General features: G+C 66.6%; 19 protein-coding genes. 18 read left to right on the top strand and 1 reads right to left on the bottom strand.

The features are described from left to right. Positions 1 to 166: 166 nt before the first annotated feature. Positions 167 to 316 carry a hypothetical protein gene (locus ABF648_RS09505; protein WP_415632043.1) on the bottom strand — a complete coding sequence of 50 codons (150 nt, stop codon included), beginning with the start codon at positions 314 to 316 and terminating at the stop codon, positions 167 to 169. A gap of 213 nt (positions 317 to 529) precedes the next feature. Between ABF648_RS09505 and ABF648_RS09500 the strand changes: the two genes are divergently transcribed. The 18 genes from ABF648_RS09500 to pyk all read left to right on the top strand — a co-directional run bounded on the left by ABF648_RS09500 (position 530) and on the right by pyk (position 20648). Beyond that, a complete protein-coding gene (locus ABF648_RS09500) occupies positions 530 to 2338 on the top strand; it encodes a peptidoglycan D,D-transpeptidase FtsI family protein (RefSeq protein ID WP_415632042.1) in 1809 nt (602 codons plus the stop codon). After that, positions 2338 to 3900 (top strand): UDP-N-acetylmuramoyl-L-alanyl-D-glutamate--2,6-diaminopimelate ligase, encoded by a 1563-nt coding sequence (locus tag ABF648_RS09495; protein ID WP_415632041.1) that lies wholly within the window; start codon positions 2338 to 2340, stop codon positions 3898 to 3900. The genes ABF648_RS09500 and ABF648_RS09495 overlap by 1 nt, the downstream gene beginning before the upstream one ends. 1 nt (position 3901) lies before the next feature. Beyond that, on the top strand, positions 3902 to 5383 hold the full coding sequence (locus ABF648_RS09490; protein ID WP_415632040.1) for a UDP-N-acetylmuramoyl-tripeptide--D-alanyl-D-alanine ligase: 1482 nt from the start codon (positions 3902 to 3904) through the stop codon (positions 5381 to 5383). Beyond that, the gene (gene mraY, locus ABF648_RS09485) at positions 5380 to 6456 is read left to right on the top strand and encodes a phospho-N-acetylmuramoyl-pentapeptide-transferase (protein ID WP_415632039.1); all 1077 of its coding nucleotides are present in this window, start codon (positions 5380 to 5382) and stop codon (positions 6454 to 6456) included. The genes ABF648_RS09490 and mraY overlap by 4 nt, the downstream gene beginning before the upstream one ends. An 11-nt stretch (positions 6457 to 6467) precedes the next feature. Further along, positions 6468 to 7961 (top strand): UDP-N-acetylmuramoyl-L-alanine--D-glutamate ligase, encoded by a 1494-nt coding sequence (gene murD, locus ABF648_RS09480; RefSeq protein ID WP_415632038.1) that lies wholly within the window; start codon positions 6468 to 6470, stop codon positions 7959 to 7961. Next, positions 7958 to 9280 (top strand): putative lipid II flippase FtsW, encoded by a 1323-nt coding sequence (gene ftsW / locus ABF648_RS09475; protein ID WP_415632037.1) that lies wholly within the window; start codon positions 7958 to 7960, stop codon positions 9278 to 9280. The genes murD and ftsW overlap by 4 nt, the downstream gene beginning before the upstream one ends. Positions 9281 to 9282: 2 nt before the next feature. Continuing rightward, on the top strand, positions 9283 to 10383 hold the full coding sequence (gene murG, locus ABF648_RS09470; protein WP_415632036.1) for an undecaprenyldiphospho-muramoylpentapeptide beta-N-acetylglucosaminyltransferase: 1101 nt from the start codon (positions 9283 to 9285) through the stop codon (positions 10381 to 10383). Beyond that, positions 10380 to 11825 carry a UDP-N-acetylmuramate--L-alanine ligase gene (gene murC / locus ABF648_RS09465; RefSeq protein WP_415632035.1) on the top strand — a complete coding sequence of 482 codons (1446 nt, stop codon included), beginning with the start codon at positions 10380 to 10382 and terminating at the stop codon, positions 11823 to 11825. Before murG ends, murC begins: the two co-directional genes overlap by 4 nt. After that, positions 11822 to 12544 (top strand): cell division protein FtsQ/DivIB, encoded by a 723-nt coding sequence (locus ABF648_RS09460; RefSeq protein ID WP_415632034.1) that lies wholly within the window; start codon positions 11822 to 11824, stop codon positions 12542 to 12544. The genes murC and ABF648_RS09460 overlap by 4 nt, the downstream gene beginning before the upstream one ends. A gap of 268 nt (positions 12545 to 12812) precedes the next feature. After that, positions 12813 to 14042 (top strand): cell division protein FtsZ, encoded by a 1230-nt coding sequence (ftsZ, locus tag ABF648_RS09455; protein ID WP_415632033.1) that lies wholly within the window; start codon positions 12813 to 12815, stop codon positions 14040 to 14042. Positions 14043 to 14142: 100 nt separating this feature from the next. After that, positions 14143 to 14931 carry a polyphenol oxidase family protein gene (locus ABF648_RS09450; RefSeq protein WP_415632045.1) on the top strand — a complete coding sequence of 263 codons (789 nt, stop codon included), beginning with the start codon at positions 14143 to 14145 and terminating at the stop codon, positions 14929 to 14931. Positions 14932 to 15002: 71 nt separating this feature from the next. Then, entirely contained in the window at positions 15003 to 15527 is a 525-nt protein-coding gene (locus ABF648_RS09445) for a cell division protein SepF (RefSeq protein ID WP_415632032.1), read from the top strand. A 4-nt stretch (positions 15528 to 15531) separates the two neighbouring features. Further along, entirely contained in the window at positions 15532 to 15828 is a 297-nt protein-coding gene (locus ABF648_RS09440) for a YggT family protein (protein WP_415632031.1), read from the top strand. A gap of 118 nt (positions 15829 to 15946) precedes the next feature. Next, entirely contained in the window at positions 15947 to 16984 is a 1038-nt protein-coding gene (locus tag ABF648_RS09435; RefSeq protein ID WP_415632030.1) for a DivIVA domain-containing protein, read from the top strand. Between the two features lie 147 nt (positions 16985 to 17131). Continuing rightward, the gene (locus ABF648_RS09430) at positions 17132 to 17560 is read left to right on the top strand and encodes a TraR/DksA family transcriptional regulator (RefSeq protein ID WP_415632029.1); all 429 of its coding nucleotides are present in this window, start codon (positions 17132 to 17134) and stop codon (positions 17558 to 17560) included. 140 nt (positions 17561 to 17700) lie between these two features. After that, positions 17701 to 18180 carry a signal peptidase II gene (locus tag ABF648_RS09425; protein ID WP_415632044.1) on the top strand — a complete coding sequence of 160 codons (480 nt, stop codon included), beginning with the start codon at positions 17701 to 17703 and terminating at the stop codon, positions 18178 to 18180. Then, positions 18177 to 19097: an RluA family pseudouridine synthase gene (locus tag ABF648_RS09420; protein ID WP_415632028.1), complete on the top strand. Its 921-nt coding sequence runs from the start codon at positions 18177 to 18179 to the stop codon at positions 19095 to 19097. Before ABF648_RS09425 ends, ABF648_RS09420 begins: the two co-directional genes overlap by 4 nt. 75 nt (positions 19098 to 19172) lie before the next feature. Continuing rightward, positions 19173 to 20648: a pyruvate kinase gene (pyk, locus tag ABF648_RS09415; RefSeq protein ID WP_415632027.1), complete on the top strand. Its 1476-nt coding sequence runs from the start codon at positions 19173 to 19175 to the stop codon at positions 20646 to 20648. Positions 20649 to 20877 lie beyond the last annotated feature (229 nt).

Genomic DNA, 20877 nt, shown 5'->3' with positions numbered 1-20877 from the left:
CCCCCGTGGGGCGGGCGCCCCCGCCCGCCAACGTGCGCCGGGGCCCCACCACCACGCGGGCGACAAGCGTGATGCCCGCGGCCGTGGTGGGGGGGAGCCCGCCGCCGGCGGCGGCGAGCGATCTGCCTGGGGTGGCCGTGCCCTCCCAGGTGGCTTCCCCGACACCTCAGATCTCGATCATCCCTGCCGCACCGGTCAGCTCGGCGACGTCCTCGGCCTCGAGTGCCGCTGCGCCGAGCAGCCCAGCCGTGTCCACGCCCACGGTCAGCACATCCGCGCCCACTTCTTCGGCCAGCTCTGCGTCTTCGCCGGCCACCGGCGGGACGGGGCCTCGCTGATGGCGACCAGAAAAGGTCCGACGCCGCCAAATTCGGGTGATTCCTCTCGTCAGGGCCGGGCGCCGGCCGGCCGGCACGCCACCGGCAGGCAGCTGGGCTCGACGCACCCCCATCGCCAGCACGGCTCTGCGCACCGTCCTGCCTCACAGCCCCGGTCCCCTCGTCCCCATCACCTGCACCTGGCCTCGCCGGTGCGCAGAATCCAGGTCTTCCTGGCGCTGATCGCGTTGATCATCACGCTTCTGGCGGGCAGGGCGGTGACCCTGCAGGGCTTCGACTCGTCAGCGAACGCTGTTGCGGCGGCCGACCGGATGACCCAGAAGCGAACCCTGCAGCCCACCCGGGGATCACTGCTGGATCGCAATGGCGAGGTGCTCGCCAGCACCCAGCCCGCAGTCAAGGTGATCGCGGACCCGGCGTCGATCGCGACCAATGGCTACAACCCGGCCTCGCTCAACGCAACTCAGAGGGCCCGGCTGGCCGACCAGACGCCACGCCAGATCGCCGAGGTGTTGGTGAACTATCTGGGCGGCTCAACATCCGACTTCCTGCCCGGCCTGCGCAAGACCACTCAGTCCGATGGCACACCGAACCAGTACCAGGTGCTGGCGGCAAAGGTGCCCGCGGACACCTACCAGCAAATGCTCACTGCACTGAGCAAGGTCACCGATGACCTCGGTGACAAGGGCCTCTACGGAATCACCAAGGAGGATGACCCGGTGCGGGTCTATCCCTCGGGCACCCTGGCGTCCAATGTGGTGGGATTCGTCAACTCCGAGGGCGCCGGTGCCGGTGGGCTGGAGTACTACCTCAACGACAAGCTCTCCGGCAGCCCGGGCTACGAGCAGTTCGAGTCGAGCCAGTACGGGCGGATTCCGCTCGGCCATTCCACCCTCAAGTCGGCCACCAACGGCACCAGCTACGACCTGACCATCGACGCCGGCCTGCAGTACCAGGCCCAGCAGATCCTCAGCAGCCAGTTGACCAGTGCCAAGGCCATCTCGGGCTCCACCATCGTGATGAATGCCAAGACCGGGGAAGTGCTGGCGATGGCCACCGCTCCCAGCTTCGACTCGAACAATCCCGGTGCCTCCACGGCGGCCAGTCTCGGCAATCGTGCGGTGACCGACGCCTACGAGCCAGGTTCGGTGGAGAAGGTGTTCACGGTGGCCGCCCTGATGGATGCCGGACTCATCACGCCTGACACCAAGATCCAGGTGCCGGGCAAGCTGGAGTCGGGTGGCGGCTACATCAACGATGCTTCCACGCACTCCGGCAATCTCACCGTGCGCGGAATGATGTACTACTCGTCCAATATCGGCGCTGCCCTGGTGGCCCGCCAGATGGACAAGGCCAGGTTCCGGGATTATCTGGCCTCCTTCGGCCTCGGTTCGGTCACCGGAATCCAGCAGCCCGGCGAGAGTCCCGGCAGTCTTCCCTCGGCCGACATGGCTGACTACACCCTCGACCAGATCGCCTTCGGGCAGGGCATGTCGGTGACTGCCATACAGATGGCGGCGTCATTGGCGGGTGTGACCAATGGCGGCATCTATCATCAGCCGACCCTGCTGAAGTCCGCGACGGACGGGCAGGGCCACCCGGTGAGCCTGCCGGCCCAGACCAGCCGGAGAGTGATCTCCGAACAGGCGAGTGCCCAGGTGCGCGACACCATGGAGGCGGTGACCGCCGGTGGAACTGGGCAGTCCTCGAGGATGATCACCGGCTACAAGATGGGCGCCAAGTCGGGAACTGCGCAGACCATCAACCCCGCAACCGGCCGCTATGATACCGACCTGTACATGTCTTCCTATGTCACTGTCGCCCCGCTCGACGACCCGCAGATCCTCGTCTACACGACGGTGCAGGTGCATGGTCAGTACGGAGCCACGGTTGCCGGTCCGGTGTGCCGGTCCCTCATGCAGATTGCCCTGCCTCGCTACGGTGTGCTTCCGCAGGCGGATGTCCCTGTCGATACCGAACCCCTGACCTATGAGCCGTGATGACCACCAGCGATAACACCCCCGCGTCCACGATTCGTGCATTGCGCCCCCACCTGCCCGGCCGGGTACCGCTGTCCGAGCTGGGTGCTGGGCTCGATCTGCAGATCCCGGCCGGTGCCGCCGACCTGGGAATCATCGACATCGAACTCGACTCACGGGCCGCAGGTGACGGCAGTCTCTATGTGGGCCTGCCCGGCACCAGGACGCACGGCGCCCGCTTCGCCGGTCAGGCAGCTGCACAGGGCGCGGTGGCCGTCCTCACCGATCCCGAAGGTGCGCGGCTGGCCGAGGGACAGGGCATCCCGGTGGTGGTGGCCGCCGATCCGCGTCATGCCATGGCGCTGTTGGCGGCAAGACTTTTCGGCGAGCCCGCCCAGCACCTGCTGATGCTCGGCCTGACCGGCACGAACGGCAAGACCACCACGGCCTTCCTCGTCGAGGCGGCGCTGGCCGCCGCCGGCCTTCATGTCGGGACGATCGGTACCAACGGTTTCCGGCTGGACGCCAGGACGCTCCCCAGCTCGCGCACCACCATCACCACCCCGGAGTCCAGCGATCTGCAGGCCCTGCTCGCCGTGATGAGACAGGGCGGAGCCGCTGCGGTGGTCATGGAGGCCTCGTCAGTGGCGCTGTACCAGGAGCGGGTGGACGGCGTCTATTTCGATGTCGCCGGCTTCACCAATCTGGGTCGCGACCATCTCGACTTCCACAAGACCCAAGAGGCCTATTTCGAGGCCAAGGCGAAACTCTTCACCGCGGCCATGTGCCGCCGGGCGGTCATCAACGCCGACGACCCGTGGGGCCGGATCCTGGTCGAAAGGGCCCGCTCTGCCGGGGCACCGGAGGTCGTCACCACGGGATTCGACGCCGGGCGCGACTACCGGGTGCTGTCCTTCGAGCCCAACGAGCAGGGCGGCGAGCACATCGAGCTGGACGCCGCCGGGCGCCGGCTCGGCATCGACATCGCTCTGCCCGGCCGCTACAACGTCGCCAATGCTGCCACCTGCGTGGCGATGATCGACCAGGCGGGAATCGACCTGGATCAGGCGGTGCCTGGCATGGCACACGCCCAGGTGCCGGGCCGCATGCAGCGGGTCCATCTGGGGCCGGGCGCGCCGCGGGTCTATGTGGACTTCGCGCACACCCCGCAGGCCGTGGAGTCGGCACTGAGCGCACTGCACGGCCGCACCATCGTCGTGCTGGGAGCCGGTGGCGATCGGGACAAGGCCAAACGAGTCCCGATGGGTGACATCGCAGCTGAGCACGCCGATGTCGTCGTGGTGACCGATGACAATCCGCGCAGCGAGGATCCGGCTGCCATCCGCGCCGAACTGCTCCGCGGCGCCGCGGGGCACCCCGGAGTCGAGGTGCTCGACGGTGGGGACCGTTCCCATGCCATCGGGATGGCGCTGCGACTGGCAGGCCCCGACGATGCGCTGGCAGTGCTCGGCAAGGGTCACGAAACAACACAGGAGATCGAGGGCGTGCGTCATCCGTTCGACGACGTCGCGGAAGTCACACGGCAGTGGGCACAACTCCACAGCGAGCCGAAGGGACATTGAGGTGCTCAGCAGGACTACAGGTGAATTGGCCCGGATCATCGAGGATCACGGCTGCCCATGCCGGGTGGTGGGGCGGGCAGACGTGCGCGTCGGGCCAGATGTCGTCATCGACACCCGTCGGGTCGGTCCTGGCTCCCTGTTCGTGGGGCTGCCCGGAAGTCATGTCGACGGCTCCGATCTGGCAGCGGATGCGGCCTCGGCGGGCGCCGCAGCGGCGCTGGTCGGGCACGTGACCGATGCCGGCATCCCGCTGCTCGTCGTCTCCGACACCCAGCAGGGACTGACCGCACTGGCCACCGGCCTGGTCGCCGAGCAGATCGCCCGCGGCATGATCACCTTCGCCATCACCGGATCCAGCGGCAAGACCTCCACCAAGGACCTGCTCGCCCAGATCCTCATGGCGGCAGGTCCCACGGTGAGCCCGCTGGGCAATCACAACAACGAGATCGGCGTACCGCTGACCGCCTGCGCGGTGGACGAGTCCACTCGCTTCCTGGTCAGTGAAATGGGTGCCCGCAATGTCGGCCACATCGCGAATCTGTGCCGGATCGTCCCGCCGATCGTCTCCACGGTGCTCAATGTGGGCACCGCACACCTGGGAATCTTCGGTTCCCAGGACGCGATCGCGCTGGCGAAGGGCGAGATCGTCGAGGCGCTGCCGGCCGACGGCTGGGCAGTGCTCAATGCCGACGACCCACGGGTGGACGCGATGGAATCGCGCACTCACGCCCGGACTGCCCGCTGGTCGGTGTCGGACGGGGCGGCCGGGTCTTCGCCCGCCCCCCGCGCCGAATTGGCCGTCACGGCGGACCACATCAGCTTCGATGACTTGCAGCGCGGCTCCTTCAGCCTGCACGTGCACACCGAGGGCGAGTGGAGCTCCGAGACCGTCCATCTCGGCCTGATCGGCGCCCACCAGGTGCGCAATGCGGTGGCTGCCGCCACCATGGCGCTGGCCGCGGGGCTCGACCTCGGCACCGTTGCCGGCGCACTCAGCCAGGCCACCACCAGGTCGCCGCTGCGGATGGAACTGCACGAGACCCCGGGCGGGGCGGCAGTCATCGATGACTGCTACAACGCCAACCCGGAGTCGACGCTGGCAGCGATCCGGGCGCTTGCCGCCATCGGGCAGTCACGCAGGCTCCGACATCCGAAGGCCCGCACCATCCTGGTGCTCGGCGACATGGCCGAGCTGGGCCCGCAGGCGGCGCGGTTGCACACCGAGGTGGCGGCCGAGGCGGCGCGCTCGGGCATCACCGAGGTGATCGGCGTCGGTGAGTTCGGTGCCACCGTCGCCGATGCCGCGCGTGCTGGCGGTGCACTCGCCCGGCGCGCCGAACGGCAGGACGTGCCTGGACTCATAGAGTTGTGTCCCGGCGATGTCGTGCTCGTCAAGGCCAGCAGGGTGCTGCACCTGGAGGACGTCACTGCCGAGCTGCTGCGCCGCAGCACCGGCGCGGGAGAGGGAAGGGTGCCCAGGTGATCACGATTCTGACTGCCGGAGTGGTCGCGCTCGTCGCGACGCTCATCGGCACCAAGTACTTCATCGTCTTCCTCGTGCATCGTGGCTACGGACAATTCATCCGCGACGACGGGCCCACCACCCATCGCACCAAGCGCGGTACCGCCACCATGGGTGGTGCGGTACTGATAGCTGCCGCCGTGGTCGGCTATTTCCTCGCCCATCTCATCTCCGGATCCCGGATCACCATTTCGGGTGTGCTCCTGATGGCCCTGCTGACGGCCGCCGGATTCATCGGATTCCTGGACGACTGGACCAAGATCAGCGAGCAGCGCTCGCTGGGGCTGACGCCGCGGGCCAAACTCGTCGGGCAGATCAGCGTGGGCGTCGCCTTCGCGGTGGCCTCGCTCCTCTTCCCCTCACCGGGTGGAAATGTCGGAGCGCGGCCGGCCAGCGTCTACATATCCCTGACGCACAACATCGATTGGCTGCGGTTGCCGGTCGTCCTGGCCATCATCTGGATGGTGGTGCTGATCACCGGTTTCTCCAATGCGGTGAACCTCACCGATGGCCTGGATGGGCTGGCGACCGGTGCGTCGACCATGGTCTTCGCGGCCTTCACGCTCATCGGCATCTTCGAGTCGAACCAGTTGTGCCACGGCGGGGCTGTCTCGGCGCGCTGCTACGACGTGCGAGATCCGAACGACCTGGCAGTGGTCTCCGTCGCGCTCGCCGCAGCCTGTTTCGGCTTCCTGTGGTGGAATGCGAAACCGGCGAAGATCTTCATGGGCGACACGGGTTCACTGGCTCTCGGAGCGGCGATGGCCGGCCTGGCGATCTACACCCGCACCGAACTGCTGCTGATCCTGCTCGGCATGCTGTTCGTCATCGAGACCCTGTCGGTGATGATCCAGGTCACCTACTTCAGATATTCCGGCGGCAAACGGGTATTCAAGATGGCGCCCCTGCACCATCACTTCGAGCTGGTCGGCTGGGACGAGGCCACGGTGGTCGTGCGGTTCTGGATCATCTGCGGAGTGACAGTGGCGGCAGGGCTTGGACTCTTCTACGGCGGATGGGTGTGGGGATGGTGAATTCGCACGACATGAGTTCGGTCAGGAAGTGGATCGCCACGGCGGATCGGACTGCGCCGTGGCCGCAAGCCCATGTGGTGGTGGCCGGCCTCGGCACCTCAGGTTTCGCCTCGGCCGACGCGATGCTGGAGTTGGGCGCCAGGGTCACCGTGCTCGACGACTCCGAGACCGACACCCTTCGCGAGCGGGCCACTCTGCTGGACACCCTCGGCGCGACGGTGCGGCTCGGCCCGGGTTCCACCGCGGCGTTGCCCGCGGACGCCGATGTGGTCATCACCTCGCCCGGCTGGCGCCCCGACTGGCCGTTGCTGGCGGCCGCCGCTGCTCGCGACACCCCGATCTGGGGGGAGCCCGAGCTGGCCTGGCGGCTCATGCACCCCGACCGTGTGGTGCCCTGGCTGGGTGTCACCGGTACCAATGGCAAGACCACCACCACGCAGATGGTGGACTCCATGCTGCAGGCGGCCGGATACCGGTCCGCTGCCGTGGGCAACATCGGCCGTCCCATCATCGAGGCGATCAACGATCCGGTCGGTTATCAGGTCTTCGCCGTGGAACTGTCCAGTTTCCAACTGCACTGGTCCAGCTCGCTGAGCCTGCACTCTGCCGCCGTGCTCAATCTGCATCCCGATCACCTGGAGTGGTACGCCTACGCCGGTGACACCGCTGCCGCGATGGCCGCCTACGGCGCCGACAAGGCGCGCATCTTCCAGCGCGTGCAGCACTCGTGCGTCTACAACGTGGCCGAGGTCGCCACCCGGGAAATGGTGGAGCAGGCCGATGTGGTGGAGGGTGCCCGCGCGATCGGTTTCACCTCCGGCATCCCACAGGTCGCCGAACTCGGGGTGGTCGACGAGCTCATCGTGGACCGGGCCTTCGTCCAGCAACGCCAGACCTCAGCGCTGCCGCTGGCCAGCATCCATGACGTGCACCCCTTCGCCCCGCACAATGTCGAGAATGCGCTCGCAGCTGCTGCCCTGGTGCGCAGCTTCGGCGTCCAGGCCACGGCGGTGAAACAGGGCCTGCTGAATCTGCGGCTGGGCGGGCACCGAATTGAGACCATCGCCGAGGACGAGGGGGTGCGCTGGGTGGACGATTCGAAGGCCACCAACCCGCATGCCGCGAATTCCTCGATGCGAGCCTTCGAGAACATCGTCTGGATTGCCGGTGGCCAGGCCAAGGGAACATCATTCGACGAGCTGGTGACCCGCCACCACGACAGGCTGCGCGCCGCGATTCTGCTGGGTGTCGACCGTGAGGTGATCGCCGAGGCGCTGCACAGGCATGCACCCGAGGTGCCCATCGTCATGCTGGACGGCACCTCCACCGGTGCGCATGGCGTCATGGCGGAGGCGGTGAGCGAGGCTGCCCGGCTTGCCCGCGCCGGGGACACGGTACTCATGGCTCCTGGCTGCGCCTCGAAGGACATCTGGCCCGGCTATGCGGCGCGCGGCGACGATTTCGCCGCAGCCGTGCGTGCTGTGACAGGCCAGCACGGGAAATGAGCACGATGTTCCAGAACGGCGAGATCTCGCGGCGCAGGGGAGCGACGTCCGAAGACCAGGAATTCTCCGAGGCCGCCGGCGCACCCTCGGACGAGCAGACCGGTGGCTTTCGTGGCGCACTTGCCCGGCTGGTGGCCAGTCCGCTGGCCGACTACTTCCTGGTGCTTGTCTCGGCCGGCCTGCTGGTGGTCCTCGGCGTGTTCATGGTGCTCAGTTCCTCCTCGGTCTACGCCGAGGCGAACATGGGCAATCCCTACTACTTCTTCATCCGCCAGATCATCTGGCTGTTCGTCGGAATCCCGATGGCCTGGTGGATGTCGCGGCGCAGCGAGAACTTCCTCAAACTGTCCGGCTGGGTGGTGGTGGGCGGCGCCGTGCTGGCTGAACTGCTCGTGCTGTTCACCCCCCTCGGGGTGCCACCCAGCGGGATCAGCGACAAGGGCAACCGCAACTGGTTGTACATCGGCGGTCAGAGCCTGCAACCATCCGAATTCGCCAAACTCGGACTCATCCTGTGGGCATCCGGGGTGCTCGCGAATCGCACCAAGACACTGGACCAGCCCAAGCGCCTGTTCATCCCCTTCGTGCCTGTCTTCGCGGTCATCCTCGGCCTGGTGCTGGTCGGCGGGGACCTGGGAACGGCCATCATCATCGGCTTCATCATGTTCTGCCTGCTGTGGTTCGCCGGCGCGCCGATCTGGACGCTGCTGTTGATGCTGGCCTGCGGGGCGGCCGGCGCCGGCGCCATGATCGTCTCGGCCCCGATGCGGATGCAGCGGGTCGAGGCATTCTTGAGCGGGTCGTCCACGGTGGGCTCCTCGGAGCAGCCGCTCAATGCCCTCTATGCGCTGGCCACCGGAGGCTGGTGGGGTGTGGGGCTCGGAGCCTCGCGCGCCAAATGGGGAGGACTGTACGACGGAGCCCTCAACGACTATGTCTTCGCGGTGCTGGGTGAGGAGCTGGGTCTGCTCGGCACGCTCACGGTCATCGCGCTGTTCCTGGTGCTCGGCGCCGCCGGACTGAGAGTCGCCCTGAAGAGCGACAGGGTCTTCTGGCGACTCGCCAGCGCCGGGGTCACCGCCTGGCTGGTGGGCCAGGCCTGCATGAATATCGCCATGGCCATGAAGCTGTTGCCCGTCGTCGGTGTGCCGCTGCCGTTCATCAGCTACGGCGGCTCGGCTCTGCTGGCCGATCTCCTCGGCGTCGGCGTGCTGCTCGCCGCCGCGCGTCATGAACCACGTGCCCGGGAGGCCCTCGCCGCCCCAGGGCCAAAGCCCGAACCGGTGCGCGTGAGCACGGTGCTCGGCAGGAAGGGATGAAGATGGTCAGTGTCGTTCTGGCTGGTGGAGGGACCGCAGGTCACACCTCGCCACTCATCGCCACCGCGGAACAGCTGTGTGCACTCGATCCAGACGTGCGGCTGCAATGCGTCGGCACGCCGAAGGGCCTGGAGAAGAGGGTCATCCCCAGGGCCGGCCTGCCGTTGGCACTGATCCCCGCGGTGCCGCTGCCGCGCAAGCTGAACACCGACCTGCTGCGGCTGCCCGCCAGGCTCACCGGGGCGGTCAACCAGGCACGCAGGATCGTGAAGGACGCCCACGCTGATGTCGTGGTCGGTTTCGGGGGTTATGTCTCGATGCCGGTCTATTTCGCCGCCTTCCTCTCCCGGGTGCCGGTGGTGATCCACGAGCAGAATGCCCTGCCGGGTATCGCCAACAAGGTTGCTTCCCGTTTCGCGGCGGCCGTGCTCACCAGTTTCCCCGGTACTCCACTGCCCGATGCCCGCCAGGTCGGACTGCCGGTACGGAAGGCCATCGCGCAGCTGGCAGAACAGGGCCGCGACACCCGCCGATCCGAGGCCCGGGAACGCTTCGGGCTCCGCGAGGACCAGCCGGTGCTGCTGGTGAGCGGAGGCTCTTCCGGTGCGCGGTCCCTCAACCAGGCCACCATGGCAGCTCGCGATGAGCTGCTGGCCCAGGGCATTCAGGTGCTGCACGTGATCGGTGCCAGGGACTTCGACGACGACCAGCCGGTCACCGACGGGGCCACCGGGGCCGGTTACCATCCGCTGGGCTATGTGGACGACATGGACCTGGCCTATGCCGCCGCCGATCTGATGCTCGGGCGGAGCGGGGCCGGCACCGTGGTGGAGACAGCTGTGGTCGGCCTTCCGGCGATCCTGGTTCCGTTGCCCTATGGAAATGGCGAGCAGGCCCGCAATGCGACACCCCTGGTCGACGCTGGCGCTGCAGTGCTGGTGCCCGACGACGAGTTGGATGCCGCTCGTCTGCTGGCCGAGACCATTCCGCTGCTCACCTCACCCGAACGCCTCGCGGCCATGTCGGCCGCCGAGCAGCGAGTCATGCCAGCCGGTGCCGCCCAACGCGTGGCATCAGTCGTCCTGGAGGAGGCCCGACGATGACACTCCTGACACCTGTGGACCTGGTCCCTCCCGAGCAGCTCGGGACGGTGCACTTCGTCGCGATGGGCGGCTCGGGCATGAGCGGCGTCGCGATGGCCTACCACGAGCGCGGTGTCCCGGTGAGCGGATGCGACCAGGTGGATTCCCCGACGCTGCGCCAGCTGGCGGACACCGGCATCCGGACCTGGGTGGGACACGACATCGCCCATCTCGACGGCATCTCCACCCTGGTGGTGTCCAGCGCCATCCGTGAGGACAACATCGAGGTCGTCGAGGCCAGGCGGAGGGGCCTGCGCATCTGGCACCGCTCCGCGGCGCTGGCTGCACTCATGCTGGGCCACGACACGGTGTCGGTGGCCGGCACACACGGCAAGACGACGACCACCTCGATGATCGCCACCATGGCGGCCCGGGCCGGCGCCGAGCCCAGCTATGTCGTCGGCTCTCCACTCGCCAGCACCCGCACCAGCGCGAACATCGGCAGCGGTCGTCCCTTCATCGTGGAGGCCGACGAGTCTGACGGAAGCTTTCTGCAGTACCCCACCCAGATCGCCGTCATCACCAATGTCGAAACCGATCACCTCGACAACTGGGGGACTCACGAGCGCTATGCGCAGGGCTTCGAGCGCTTCGCCACCGGGCCCGACGTGAGAGCGGTCGTGATCGATGCCGATGACACCGGCACCCGTGAACTCACCGGCCGGCTACGGGCGATGCCCTCTGCTGGGCGGCGGGTGATCAGCTACGGCGAGGATCCCTCGGCGGACGTGCGGTTGCGCGATGTCGTCCTGGAGGGCATGCACTCCAGCGCCACCCTGGACTTCGAGGGAGATTCCTACCAGCTGGCGCTGAATGTGCCCGGACGCCACAATCTGTGGAATGCCAGTGCCGCTTTCGTGGCCGGCAGGCTCCTCGGTCTGGACGCCACGGACCTGATCGCCGGTGCCAGCGCATTCGCCGGGAATCTGCGCCGCTTCCAGCCGGTCGGGCAGGTGCCCCTGCCCGGTGGCCGGCTGGCGCTCTTCGACGACTACGCGCACCATCCCACCGAGATCAGAGCGGCCCTGGCGGCTGCCCGTCATGCCGTGCCCGGCGGACGCCTGGTGGCCTGTTTCCAGCCGCACCTGTACAGCCGAACCCAAGAATTCGCCGAAGAGTTCGGTGCGGCCCTTGCGCTCGCCGATGTCGTCGTCGTCACAGACATCTACGGGGCGCGAGAGGATCCGGTGCCGGGGGTGACAGGGCAATTGGTGGCCGATGCCGCTGCCCGATCGGGTGCCGACACGCACTATGTGGCTGACAAGACACGACTGCCGGCGGCTCTGGCCCAGCTTGTCCGGGGAGGGGATCTCGTGATGACCCTGGGGGCTGGAGACATCACCCTGGTCGGCCCCTTGCTGCTGGAGCAGCTGAAATCCGGCGGCTCCGGCGCCAGCCGATGAGTTCGGAGGGGATCGCCGCCGCAGGCCCCGGCAAGATCTTGCGGCGACAGACCCGGCGACATCGCCGCCGGCGCAGGCTGCTCGGCATTGCGGCCATCGTGGCGGCACTGCTGGTCCTCACCTGGGTGGTCGTGTACTCCCCGCTTCTGGTGAGCCGGCAGGTCCTGGTGAAGGGGAGTCAGCTGGCCGACCAGCAGCAGATCCTGGACGCGGCCCAGGTCCCGATGGGCGTACCACTGGCTCAGCTGGACACCAGAGCCATAGCCGGCCGGGTGTCGGCACTGCCCGCAATCGCCGTGGCGAAGGTCAGCCCCGCCTGGCCCAGTTCGGTGGAGATCCAGGTCACCGACCGCAGTATCGCCTACCAGCGCCCGGACGGGAACCAGTACCAGTGGATCGACGCCCACGGCGTCATCTTCCACAGCTCACCGGACCGCCAGCAGGTGCCGGTGGCGGACCTGCCGAGCACCCAGGATCAGCAATTGCTCGCCGATGTGGCCACAGTGGTCACAGCTCTGCCGCCCGATGTGCGCGGCCGCGTGCAGTCCCTGCAGGCGAGTTCACCCCACAACATCCTCGTGGTGCTGGACCGCCAGCAGAGCATCTTCTGGGGCAGTGCTGACCAGTCTGACCTCAAGGCCAGCCTGTTGTCGGTATTGCTCGCCCAGCCCGGCAATGTCATCGATGTCTCCTCGCCATCCCATCCGGCCATAAAATGAGGCAGTGCGGCCTCCTTCCCCGTACCATTCCGCCGTATCCCTGCGGGGCGGCACGGCAGGCCATGGGGGAGCTGAGGGGAAACTCAATGTCTCGACCACAGGTCGAGGCTCGGTGCGCATCACGGCGGATGCGTTGGACACCCCTGGACGGCTCTCATAGCCTTAGGCTGCGCGGCCCGCTTGTACCCAACCGGCGGTGATCGTTCCCAGCAACAGGTCGGTACGGTGGTCACCACGAAGCGGATCACTGAGGAAGAGGCGGACTCCCGTGGCAACAGCGTCGCAAAATTATCTGGCGGTCATCAAAGTGGTGGGCGTCGGTGGTGGCGGCGTCAATGCGGTGAACCGCATGATCGAGGAAGGCCTCAAGGGCGTCGAGTTCATCGCGGTGAACACCGATGCGCAGGCTCTGCTCATGAGCGATGCCGATGTGAAGCTCGACATCGGCCGTGAACTGACCCGGGGGCTCGGCGCAGGAGCCGATCCCGAGAAGGGCCAGCAGGCAGCCGAGGACCACTCCGATGAGATCGAGGAGACCCTGAAGGGCGCCGACATGGTCTTCGTCACCGCCGGCGAGGGCGGCGGAACCGGCACCGGCGGCGCACCCGTGGTCGCCAAGATCGCCCGTTCGCTCGGCGCGCTGACCATCGGCGTGGTCACCCGTCCCTTCAGCTTCGAGGGCCGTCGTCGATCCAACCAGGCAGAGGGCGGCGTGGACCGGCTCTCCGAAGAGGTCGACACCCTCATCGTCATCCCCAACGACAAACTGCTGGAGATGACCGACCAGCAGATGGCAATACTTGATGCCTTCAAGCAGGCCGACCAGGTGCTCATGCAGGGCGTTTCCGGCATCACCGAACTCATCACCACTCCCGGCCTGATCAATCTCGACTTCGCCGACGTGAAGTCGGTCATGAGCAATGCCGGCTCGGCCCTGATGGGAATCGGCTCCGCCCGCGGTGAGGACCGTGCGAAGACCGCAGCCGAGGAGGCCATCAACAGCCCCCTGCTGGAGGCCACCATCGACGGCGCCAAGGGTGTGCTGCTGTCCATCGCAGGAGGTTCCGACCTCGGCCTGTTCGAGGTCAGTGAAGCGGCCAATCTGATAGAGCAGGCTGCCGCCGACGACGCCAACATCATCTTCGGCACCGTCATTGACGATGCGCTGGGCGACGAGGTCCGGGTCACCGTCATCGCCGCCGGATTCGAGGGCGACCAGGGCCCGCAGAATCGCGCCGAGGTCCGTGATCGGCCTGCACAGTCTGCCCAGCCCGCGGGCGGCCGGGTACCGGCTGCCAAGCAGGCGCTGCCGACGCAGACGCGTCCCGTCCAGCCCCAGAACCCGGGTCTGCGGAGCGCCTCGCGTACACCCATCGGAGAACACGCCCAGGACGACGACGAGCCGACCCGCAACACGTCGCGTCCTCAGCAGCCCTCGCAGTTCACCCCACCGCCGCCCGATGACGACGATCTGGATGTGCCCGACTTCCTGAAGTGATCAACCCGATTCCCGGTGCGCGTCCGGGTGCACCACGATGCCCTTCGGGCATGCCTGCCCGGAGGCTGTCCCGTATGCCTGTGACGATGCCCAACAGGTCATGTTCAGCTATCTGAGCGAGCCGGGTACCGATGGCATCGGCCTCGCCTTCACCGATCGGCTCGGCGGTTTCTCCACAGGCCAGTTCACCTCCTTCAACCTCGGCCATACCGACGAGGACTCGGTGGACGCCTTGCGTGCCAATATGGCGATGCTGCGTGACCGGCTGGGTCTCGGCCCGGTGAGTGTGGTCAAACAGGTGCACGGCCGGGTGGTGATTCCCCTCGGCGGGACGGGCAGCCATTCCCTCGACTCGGACTCCTGGCTCAGCGACGCGGTGCCCGGCGTGCCGGCCCTCGTCCATGCCGATGCGCAGGTCACAACCCTCACGGACACTCCGCTGGCGGTACGTGTGGCCGACTGCGTGCCGGTGCTGCTGGCAGATCGGGCCCAGGGCGTCCTCGGCAGTGCGCATGCCGGACGAGTGGGTCTGCTCGCCGGCGTGCTGCAGGAAACCGTCGCCGCGATGCGCCTGCGAGGTGCGCGACGGCTGGAGGCATGGATCGGCCCGCACATCTGCGGGCGCTGCTACGAAGTTCCCGCCCAGATGCAGGCCCAGGCCTGCGCCGTGCTCCCGGAGCTGAGGTGTACCACGAGCTGGGGGACTCCCTCGCTGGACCTGGGCTCCGGGGCCCAGGGCGTCCTTGAGCGGGACGGGGTCACCGTGCACAGGCTCGACCCCTGCACTCGCACCGGGCAGGCCTTCTTCAGCCATCGCGGAGATCATGGCCGCACCGGGAATCAGATCGGTCTGATTTGGAGAGTGGCGCGGCACGTCGGGCGAGCATGACTGAGTTGACCGGGTAACCTCGGCACTGCTGTGGGCCGGTGCCCATGTCGCGACCGAGAAGGGGCTTGTTCATGCCGGAGATTGTCAAGAAGGCCGCCGTCTGGTTGGGTCTTGTCGGTGATGATCGTTTCGACGACGAGCAGTTGCCCGAGGAGGAGTACAGCGAGTCGGTCTATGTCGAGGCCCCTGCGCAGCCCGCCCAGAATTCGGCGGAGCCGAGCGCAGTCGTCCATGCGGTTCCTCCGCTGGCCGAAGCAGCGGCTGGGACAGCGGCCATGGCTGGCCAGCCGGCCATGATGACACCCCAGGAAGCCGATCTGGCGCGCATCATCAGCGTGCGACCGCGCACTTACAACGAGGCGCGCATGGTGGGGGAGAACTTCCGGGACGGCACGCCGGTGATCATGAATCTGTCCGACATGGACGATGCAGACGCCAAGCGTCTGGTGGATTTCGCTGCGGGGCTCATCTTCGGCCTGCGCGGTTCCATCGACCGCGTGACCTCGAAGGTCTTCCTGCTCACCCCGCACAATGTCCATGTCACCGCCGAGGACAAGCAGCGGCTGGCGACATCCAGTTTCTTCAACCAGAGTTGAGCCCGTGGGAACCTACCTCGTCGCGCAGATTCTGCTCACCCTGCTCAACATCTACCTGTACATCCTGTTCGCCCGGATGATCCTGTCCTGGGTGCCGCTGCTGGCGCCGAACTGGCGACCGAAGGGCGTTGTGCTGGTGATCTTCGAGATCATCTACACGCTCACCGATCCGCCGCTGAAATTCGTCGGACGGTTCATCAAACCCATCCGGATCGGTTCCATCGGATTGGATGTCGGTTTCCTGGTGGTGTTTTTCGCCGTCATCGTCGCCCAGCGTCTCGTCTGGCTTCTGCTGGTGTGAGAACTGCTGGGCTTGCATGGGTACCGTTAGCCGCCAGGGTCTGTACAGGGTAATCTCGTCCCGAGACCCCGCATCTGCGGGCAGGTTCGATTTTTAGCAGCGAGGTTTGGAGCGCACAATGACGCTGTCCATCGACGAGGTTCGCAGTATCCGGTTCCCCATGGCACGCAAGCCGAATGAGGACGGATACCGGGCCAGCTCAGTCGACAAGTTCATGGACGAACTTGAGATCAGCTACGCATCGCTGGTCGAGGAGAACGAGAAGCTCGGCAAGAACACAGCACCGGCGGGGGCTCCTGCGGTGGATGACAAGCAACTCGCCGAACTGAAGGACAAGAACGAGCATCTGTCATCCGATGTGAAGCGGCTCACCACCGAGAACGAGCAGTTGCGCAGCCAGCTCGACCAGCTGCGTTCCGCAGGGGACAAGAGTTCCGCTGCCAGTGAGCAGGTCACCGCCGAGAACCAGCAGCTGCGCTCCACTGTCGACCAGCTCCGCGCAGAGCTGGAGGCCGCCCAGGGCGAGGCATCCCAGGCCCGCGCCCAGCTGAAGAGTGTGCAGTCCGCTCCCGCAGCTCCGGTGGCCGCCGCTGCACCGGAAGCTGCCAAGACGCCCGCTGCTGCCACCGATGGCGCCCCGCAGCACATCGTGGTCACTGCTGCCGACGAGGCCGGCCCCTGGGCCGCCCGGCTGCTGGAGATGTCCACCAAGGAGGCCGACCAGCTCGTCTCCGAGGCCAAGGAGCATGCCCAGAAGCTGCGCACCGAGGCCCAGACCGAGACCGAGAAGATGCACACCGACGCCAAGGCCAAGGCCGACAGCATGGTTGAGGATGCCACCCAGAAGGCGGCGCGTCTCGACTACGAGTCCCGCAACAATGCAGACCGGATCACCCACGAGGCCCAGCGGCGGGCCGATGCGCTCGACGGCGAAGTCGCCGCGAAGCGCGAGGAACTGTTCCACCAGCTGGAGGGTGAGCGTGACAATCTCACCGAGCGCGTCGAGCAACTGCGCGGCTTCGAGAATGACTACCGCACCAAGATCATCTCGCACCTGCAGGGTCAGCTGAGTTCGCTGAAGAACCTGAGCCTCACGCCCAAGGACGAGAACGGCACACCGCGGATCGATGCGCTCCTGTCTGAGAACAAGAGCTGATCTTCGGTCCGGGGACAAGGGCCGAATTCCTCTCACAGCGACAAGGGCTGATCCTCTCTGCCTCCACGGGGGCTGGGTGGGGTCAGCCCTTGACAATAGGTGTAGCCTCGGCCATCAGCTGATCCACGAGACAGGGAGTTGGAACTGATGGCAGCGAAAGGAAACACTTCGGCGTGCGTTGCGGCCGATCTGCCAGTCCTTCCCGGGGAAGAGCCCTGGACCGAGGAAGAGGTCGCGGAGGTGCGCGCCGAACTCACCGCCGAAGTCGAGCGGATGCGCAAGGCCCGTGACACTTCCGACGCCGAACTCGCCAACCTCATGGGTGAGGGAATCGACGGAGCCGGCAAAGACCCAGCGGATGTCGGTTCCTCCAATTTCGAGCGTGACCAGGAGCTGAGCATCAATGCCAACGCCCGGAAGCTGCTCGAACAGAATGAGTCCGCACTGCGCAGGCTCGACGAGGGGAAGTTCGGCTTGTGCGAGAACTGCGGGAGCCCGATCGGCAAGGCTCGGTTGTCGGCATTTCCCAAGGCCACGATGTGCGTCAAGTGCAAGCAGCGCCAGGAACGGCGCTGAGCGAGGAACGGGCGTCCGAGGCGACGCCCCCGGATGAGCTCGCGTCCGAGGCGACGCCCCCTCCCTCTCAGAGGCCCGCAACGCGAGACCAGCGCGGGGCGCGCAGCGATGCGGTCCGGCTGGGTCGCACCCGCACAGTGATGGTGCTGGTGGCGGTGGCAGGTTTCGTGTTGGATCGGGTCACCAAGGCGCTGGCGATCTCGCATCTCAGCTCCGGTGCGCCGACCGGCTCCCTGCTCGGCGGGCTGGTGGGCCTGCAGTTGCTCTTCAATTCCGGCGCCGCATTCTCCATGGGCACCTCGGTGACCATCGTGTTCAGCCTGCTGGCGATCATCGCGCTCGTCTTCGTGCTCGTCTGGGTGTGGCCCCGGGCCAGGGGCTGGGTCCCCTCTGTCTGTGCCGGCATGCTGGCCGCCGGGATTGCCGGCAATCTGGCCGATCGTCTGCTGCGTCCACCGGGGGTTTTGCGCGGCCACGTGGTCGATTTCATCGCTGTCAGGCACTTCGCCGTGTTCAATGTGGCGGACGCCTTCATCACCTGTGCCGCGGTGCTGTTCATCGCATACATGCTGTTCTCGGATCCGCGTCCCGCCGACGAGGACGCCCGGGGCGACTCATGAGCGTGCTGTACGTGCCCGACGGGCTCGACGGCGAGCGTGTTGACACTGCTGCCGCGCGGATGACCGGGTTGACCAGATCGCGGGTGGGTGAACTCATCGGCGAGGGTCTTGTGCTGCTGGCAGGTGTTCCGGTGAGCAAGGCATCCACCCGGGTGCGGGGTGGCCAGCTGCTGGACGTCGACCTCTCCGAGCCGGTCAGGATGGCTCGTGTGACGCCCGCTGTCGTCGAGGGAATGCGCATCGTGCACGATGACGCCGACATCGTCGTGGTCGAAAAACCGGCCGGGGTGGCTGCCCACCCGTCGCTGGGATGGCAGGGCCCCGATGTGGTCAGCGGTCTGGCCGGGGCCGGATTCCGCATCTCCACCTCGGGGGCGCAGGAACGTCAGGGCATCGTGCACAGGCTCGATGTCGGCACCAGTGGGCTCATGGTGGTCGCCAAGTCGGAGCACGCCTACACCGTGCTCAAGCAGGCCTTCCGTGATCGCACCGTCGACAAGATCTATCTGGCTGTCGTGCAGGGACATCTTGACCCGCTGCGCGGTACCGTCGATGCACCCATCGGGCGCCATCCCGGCTCGGAGTGGAAGTTCGCGGTGACCTCGGGGGGCCGGCCCAGCATCACTCACTACGAGACGGTGGAGATGATGCGTCATGCGAGTCTGCTGAAGGTGCATCTGGAGACCGGCCGCACCCACCAGATCAGGGTGCATCTCTCGGCACTGCACCATCCGTGCGTGGGCGATCCGCTGTACGGCGCGGACCCGAAGATGTCGGCGCAGCTGGGCCTCGATCGGCAGTGGCTGCACGCTGCGGTGCTGGGATTCGTGCATCCGGGCAGCGGAGAACGCGTGGAGTTCAGGTCTGAACCCCCAGCTGATCTGGCCGGTGCCCTGTCGGTTCTGCGGGAGCAGTGAGAAGCATCCGGTCCGGGGATTCCGAAAAGTACTCCCTAGTTCTGATCCGTCCCGGGCCTCCGGTAGGGTGTGGTCGTGCGTAGAGCCAAGATTGTTTGTACGCTCGGGCCAGCCACGGCGACCCAGGAGCGAATGGAAGAAATGATTCGCGCGGGCCTTGATGTGGCTCGCTTCAACATGAGCCACGGCGACCACTCCGAACACGCCAAGCGTCTCGAAGAGACGCGTGCCGCTGCTGCGGCAGTCGGCAAGAATGTCGGACTTCTCGCTGATCTCCAGGGCCCCAAGATCCGACTCGGTACCTTCACCGATGGTGAGGTCGAATTGGCTCCTGGCCAGGAATTCACCATCACCATCGATGACATCTCCGGTGACGCCAACCGGGCCTCGACCACCTACAAGGGTCTGCCCGGCGATGTGAAGGCCGGGGACACCATCCTCATCGACGACGGCAATGTCGGCCTGGAAGCCGTTTCCGTCACCGACACCGATGTGATCACCAAGGTCACCGTCCCGGGTGCGGTGAGCAACCACAAGGGCATCAACCTCCCCGGTGTGGCGGTCAACGTTCCTGCGCTGTCGGCCAAGGACGAGGACGATCTGCGCTGGGCACTCGCCCATGACTTCGACATGATCGCGCTGTCCTTCGTGCGCCGCGCCGCCGACATCGATCGGGTGCACGAGATCATGGACGAGGCCGGTGTCCACCTGCCCGTCATCGCCAAGCTCGAGAAGCCGCAGGCCGTCGAGAACCTCGACGAGATCATCGACGCCTTCGACGGTTTCATGGTCGCCCGCGGTGACCTGGGCGTCGAGATGCCTCTCGAGCAGGTGCCGCTGATCCAGAAGACGATCATCCGCAAGGCCCGCAAGTGGGCCAAGCCGGTCATCGTCGCCACCCAGATGCTCGACTCGATGATCTCTTCGCCGCGGCCCACTCGCGCCGAAGCCTCCGACGTGGCCAATGCCATTCTCGATGGCGCTGACGCGGTGATGCTCTCCGGCGAGACCTCGGTCGGCGCCTACCCGGTGATCACCGTCCAGACCATGGAGAACATCGTCGAGAACACCGAGGCCCACGGTCTCAGCGAGATCTCCAAGATTGAATGGGATCCCCATACAACCGGTGGTGTCGTGGCGATGGCTGCTGTCACCTCCGGCGCCCAGCTGGGTGCCAGGTACATGGTGGCCTTCACCCAGTCCGGTGACACCGCGCGCCGGATGTCGCGGCTGCGTGCCGACATCCCGCTGCTCGCCTTCACCCCCGAGGTGAAAACCGCCTCATGGCTGACACTGTGCTGGGGCACGCAGGTCTTCAAGACCCCGGCCTACGGCTCCAACGAGGAGATGGTCACCGCTGTCAACCGTGCTCTGCAGGAGTTCGGCCTGGCGGGTCCCGGTGATGTCGTCGTCATCGTCTTCGGTTCCCCGATCGGCATGGTCGGCAAGACCAACACGATGCGCATCCACCGGCTCAAGTCTCAGGACTGGGTCGAGCGCGCCGTGAAGTCTGGGGGCGACGCAGCTGTGATCGCCAACGATCGCCGGTAGTTCGTTCGATCGTCTGAAAAGGCGGCGGTGGCCGGCCCGGAGGGGTCGGTGGCCGCCGTCTTCTGCGTGTGCGTGTGATGCAGCAGTTCGTGGATCATCGCGTCAGTGCAGACAGGAACGCCCCGGCATTGAGCGTGTGCGCTCTCTGCTGAGGCGATTGAGCTTGTACCCGAGAGGGTGTCTAGGTTCATGACATAGGTCACAGGTGATACGTCCCTGGTGTCTCGCG

The organism is Propionibacterium sp. (genome assembly GCF_047719395.1).
Lineage (GTDB): Bacteria > Actinomycetota > Actinomycetes > Propionibacteriales > Propionibacteriaceae > Propionibacterium.
The sequence above is the reverse complement of the archived record's forward strand: the minus strand, read 5'-3'. Positions and strand labels throughout refer to the sequence as shown.

Excerpts from the sequence above, each read along its gene's own strand:
- ABF648_RS09495 (WP_415632041.1), top strand. The coding sequence starts at position 2,338 with ATGACCACCAGCGATAACACCCCCGCGTCCACGATTCGTGCATTGCGC.
- ftsW (WP_415632037.1), top strand. The coding sequence starts at position 7,958 with ATGAGCACGATGTTCCAGAACGGCGAGATCTCGCGGCGCAGGGGAGCG.
- murD (WP_415632038.1), top strand. The coding sequence starts at position 6,468 with ATGAGTTCGGTCAGGAAGTGGATCGCCACGGCGGATCGGACTGCGCCG.
- ABF648_RS09460 (WP_415632034.1), top strand. The coding sequence starts at position 11,822 with ATGAGTTCGGAGGGGATCGCCGCCGCAGGCCCCGGCAAGATCTTGCGG.
- ABF648_RS09435 (WP_415632030.1), top strand. The coding sequence starts at position 15,947 with ATGACGCTGTCCATCGACGAGGTTCGCAGTATCCGGTTCCCCATGGCA.
- murG (WP_415632036.1), top strand. The coding sequence starts at position 9,283 with ATGGTCAGTGTCGTTCTGGCTGGTGGAGGGACCGCAGGTCACACCTCG.
- ABF648_RS09420 (WP_415632028.1), top strand. The coding sequence starts at position 18,177 with ATGAGCGTGCTGTACGTGCCCGACGGGCTCGACGGCGAGCGTGTTGAC.
- ABF648_RS09445 (WP_415632032.1), top strand. The coding sequence starts at position 15,003 with ATGCCGGAGATTGTCAAGAAGGCCGCCGTCTGGTTGGGTCTTGTCGGT.
- murC (WP_415632035.1), top strand. The coding sequence starts at position 10,380 with ATGACACTCCTGACACCTGTGGACCTGGTCCCTCCCGAGCAGCTCGGG.
- ABF648_RS09430 (WP_415632029.1), top strand. The coding sequence starts at position 17,132 with ATGGCAGCGAAAGGAAACACTTCGGCGTGCGTTGCGGCCGATCTGCCA.
- ABF648_RS09450 (WP_415632045.1), top strand. The coding sequence starts at position 14,143 with ATGTTCAGCTATCTGAGCGAGCCGGGTACCGATGGCATCGGCCTCGCC.
- ABF648_RS09425 (WP_415632044.1), top strand. The coding sequence starts at position 17,701 with ATGGTGCTGGTGGCGGTGGCAGGTTTCGTGTTGGATCGGGTCACCAAG.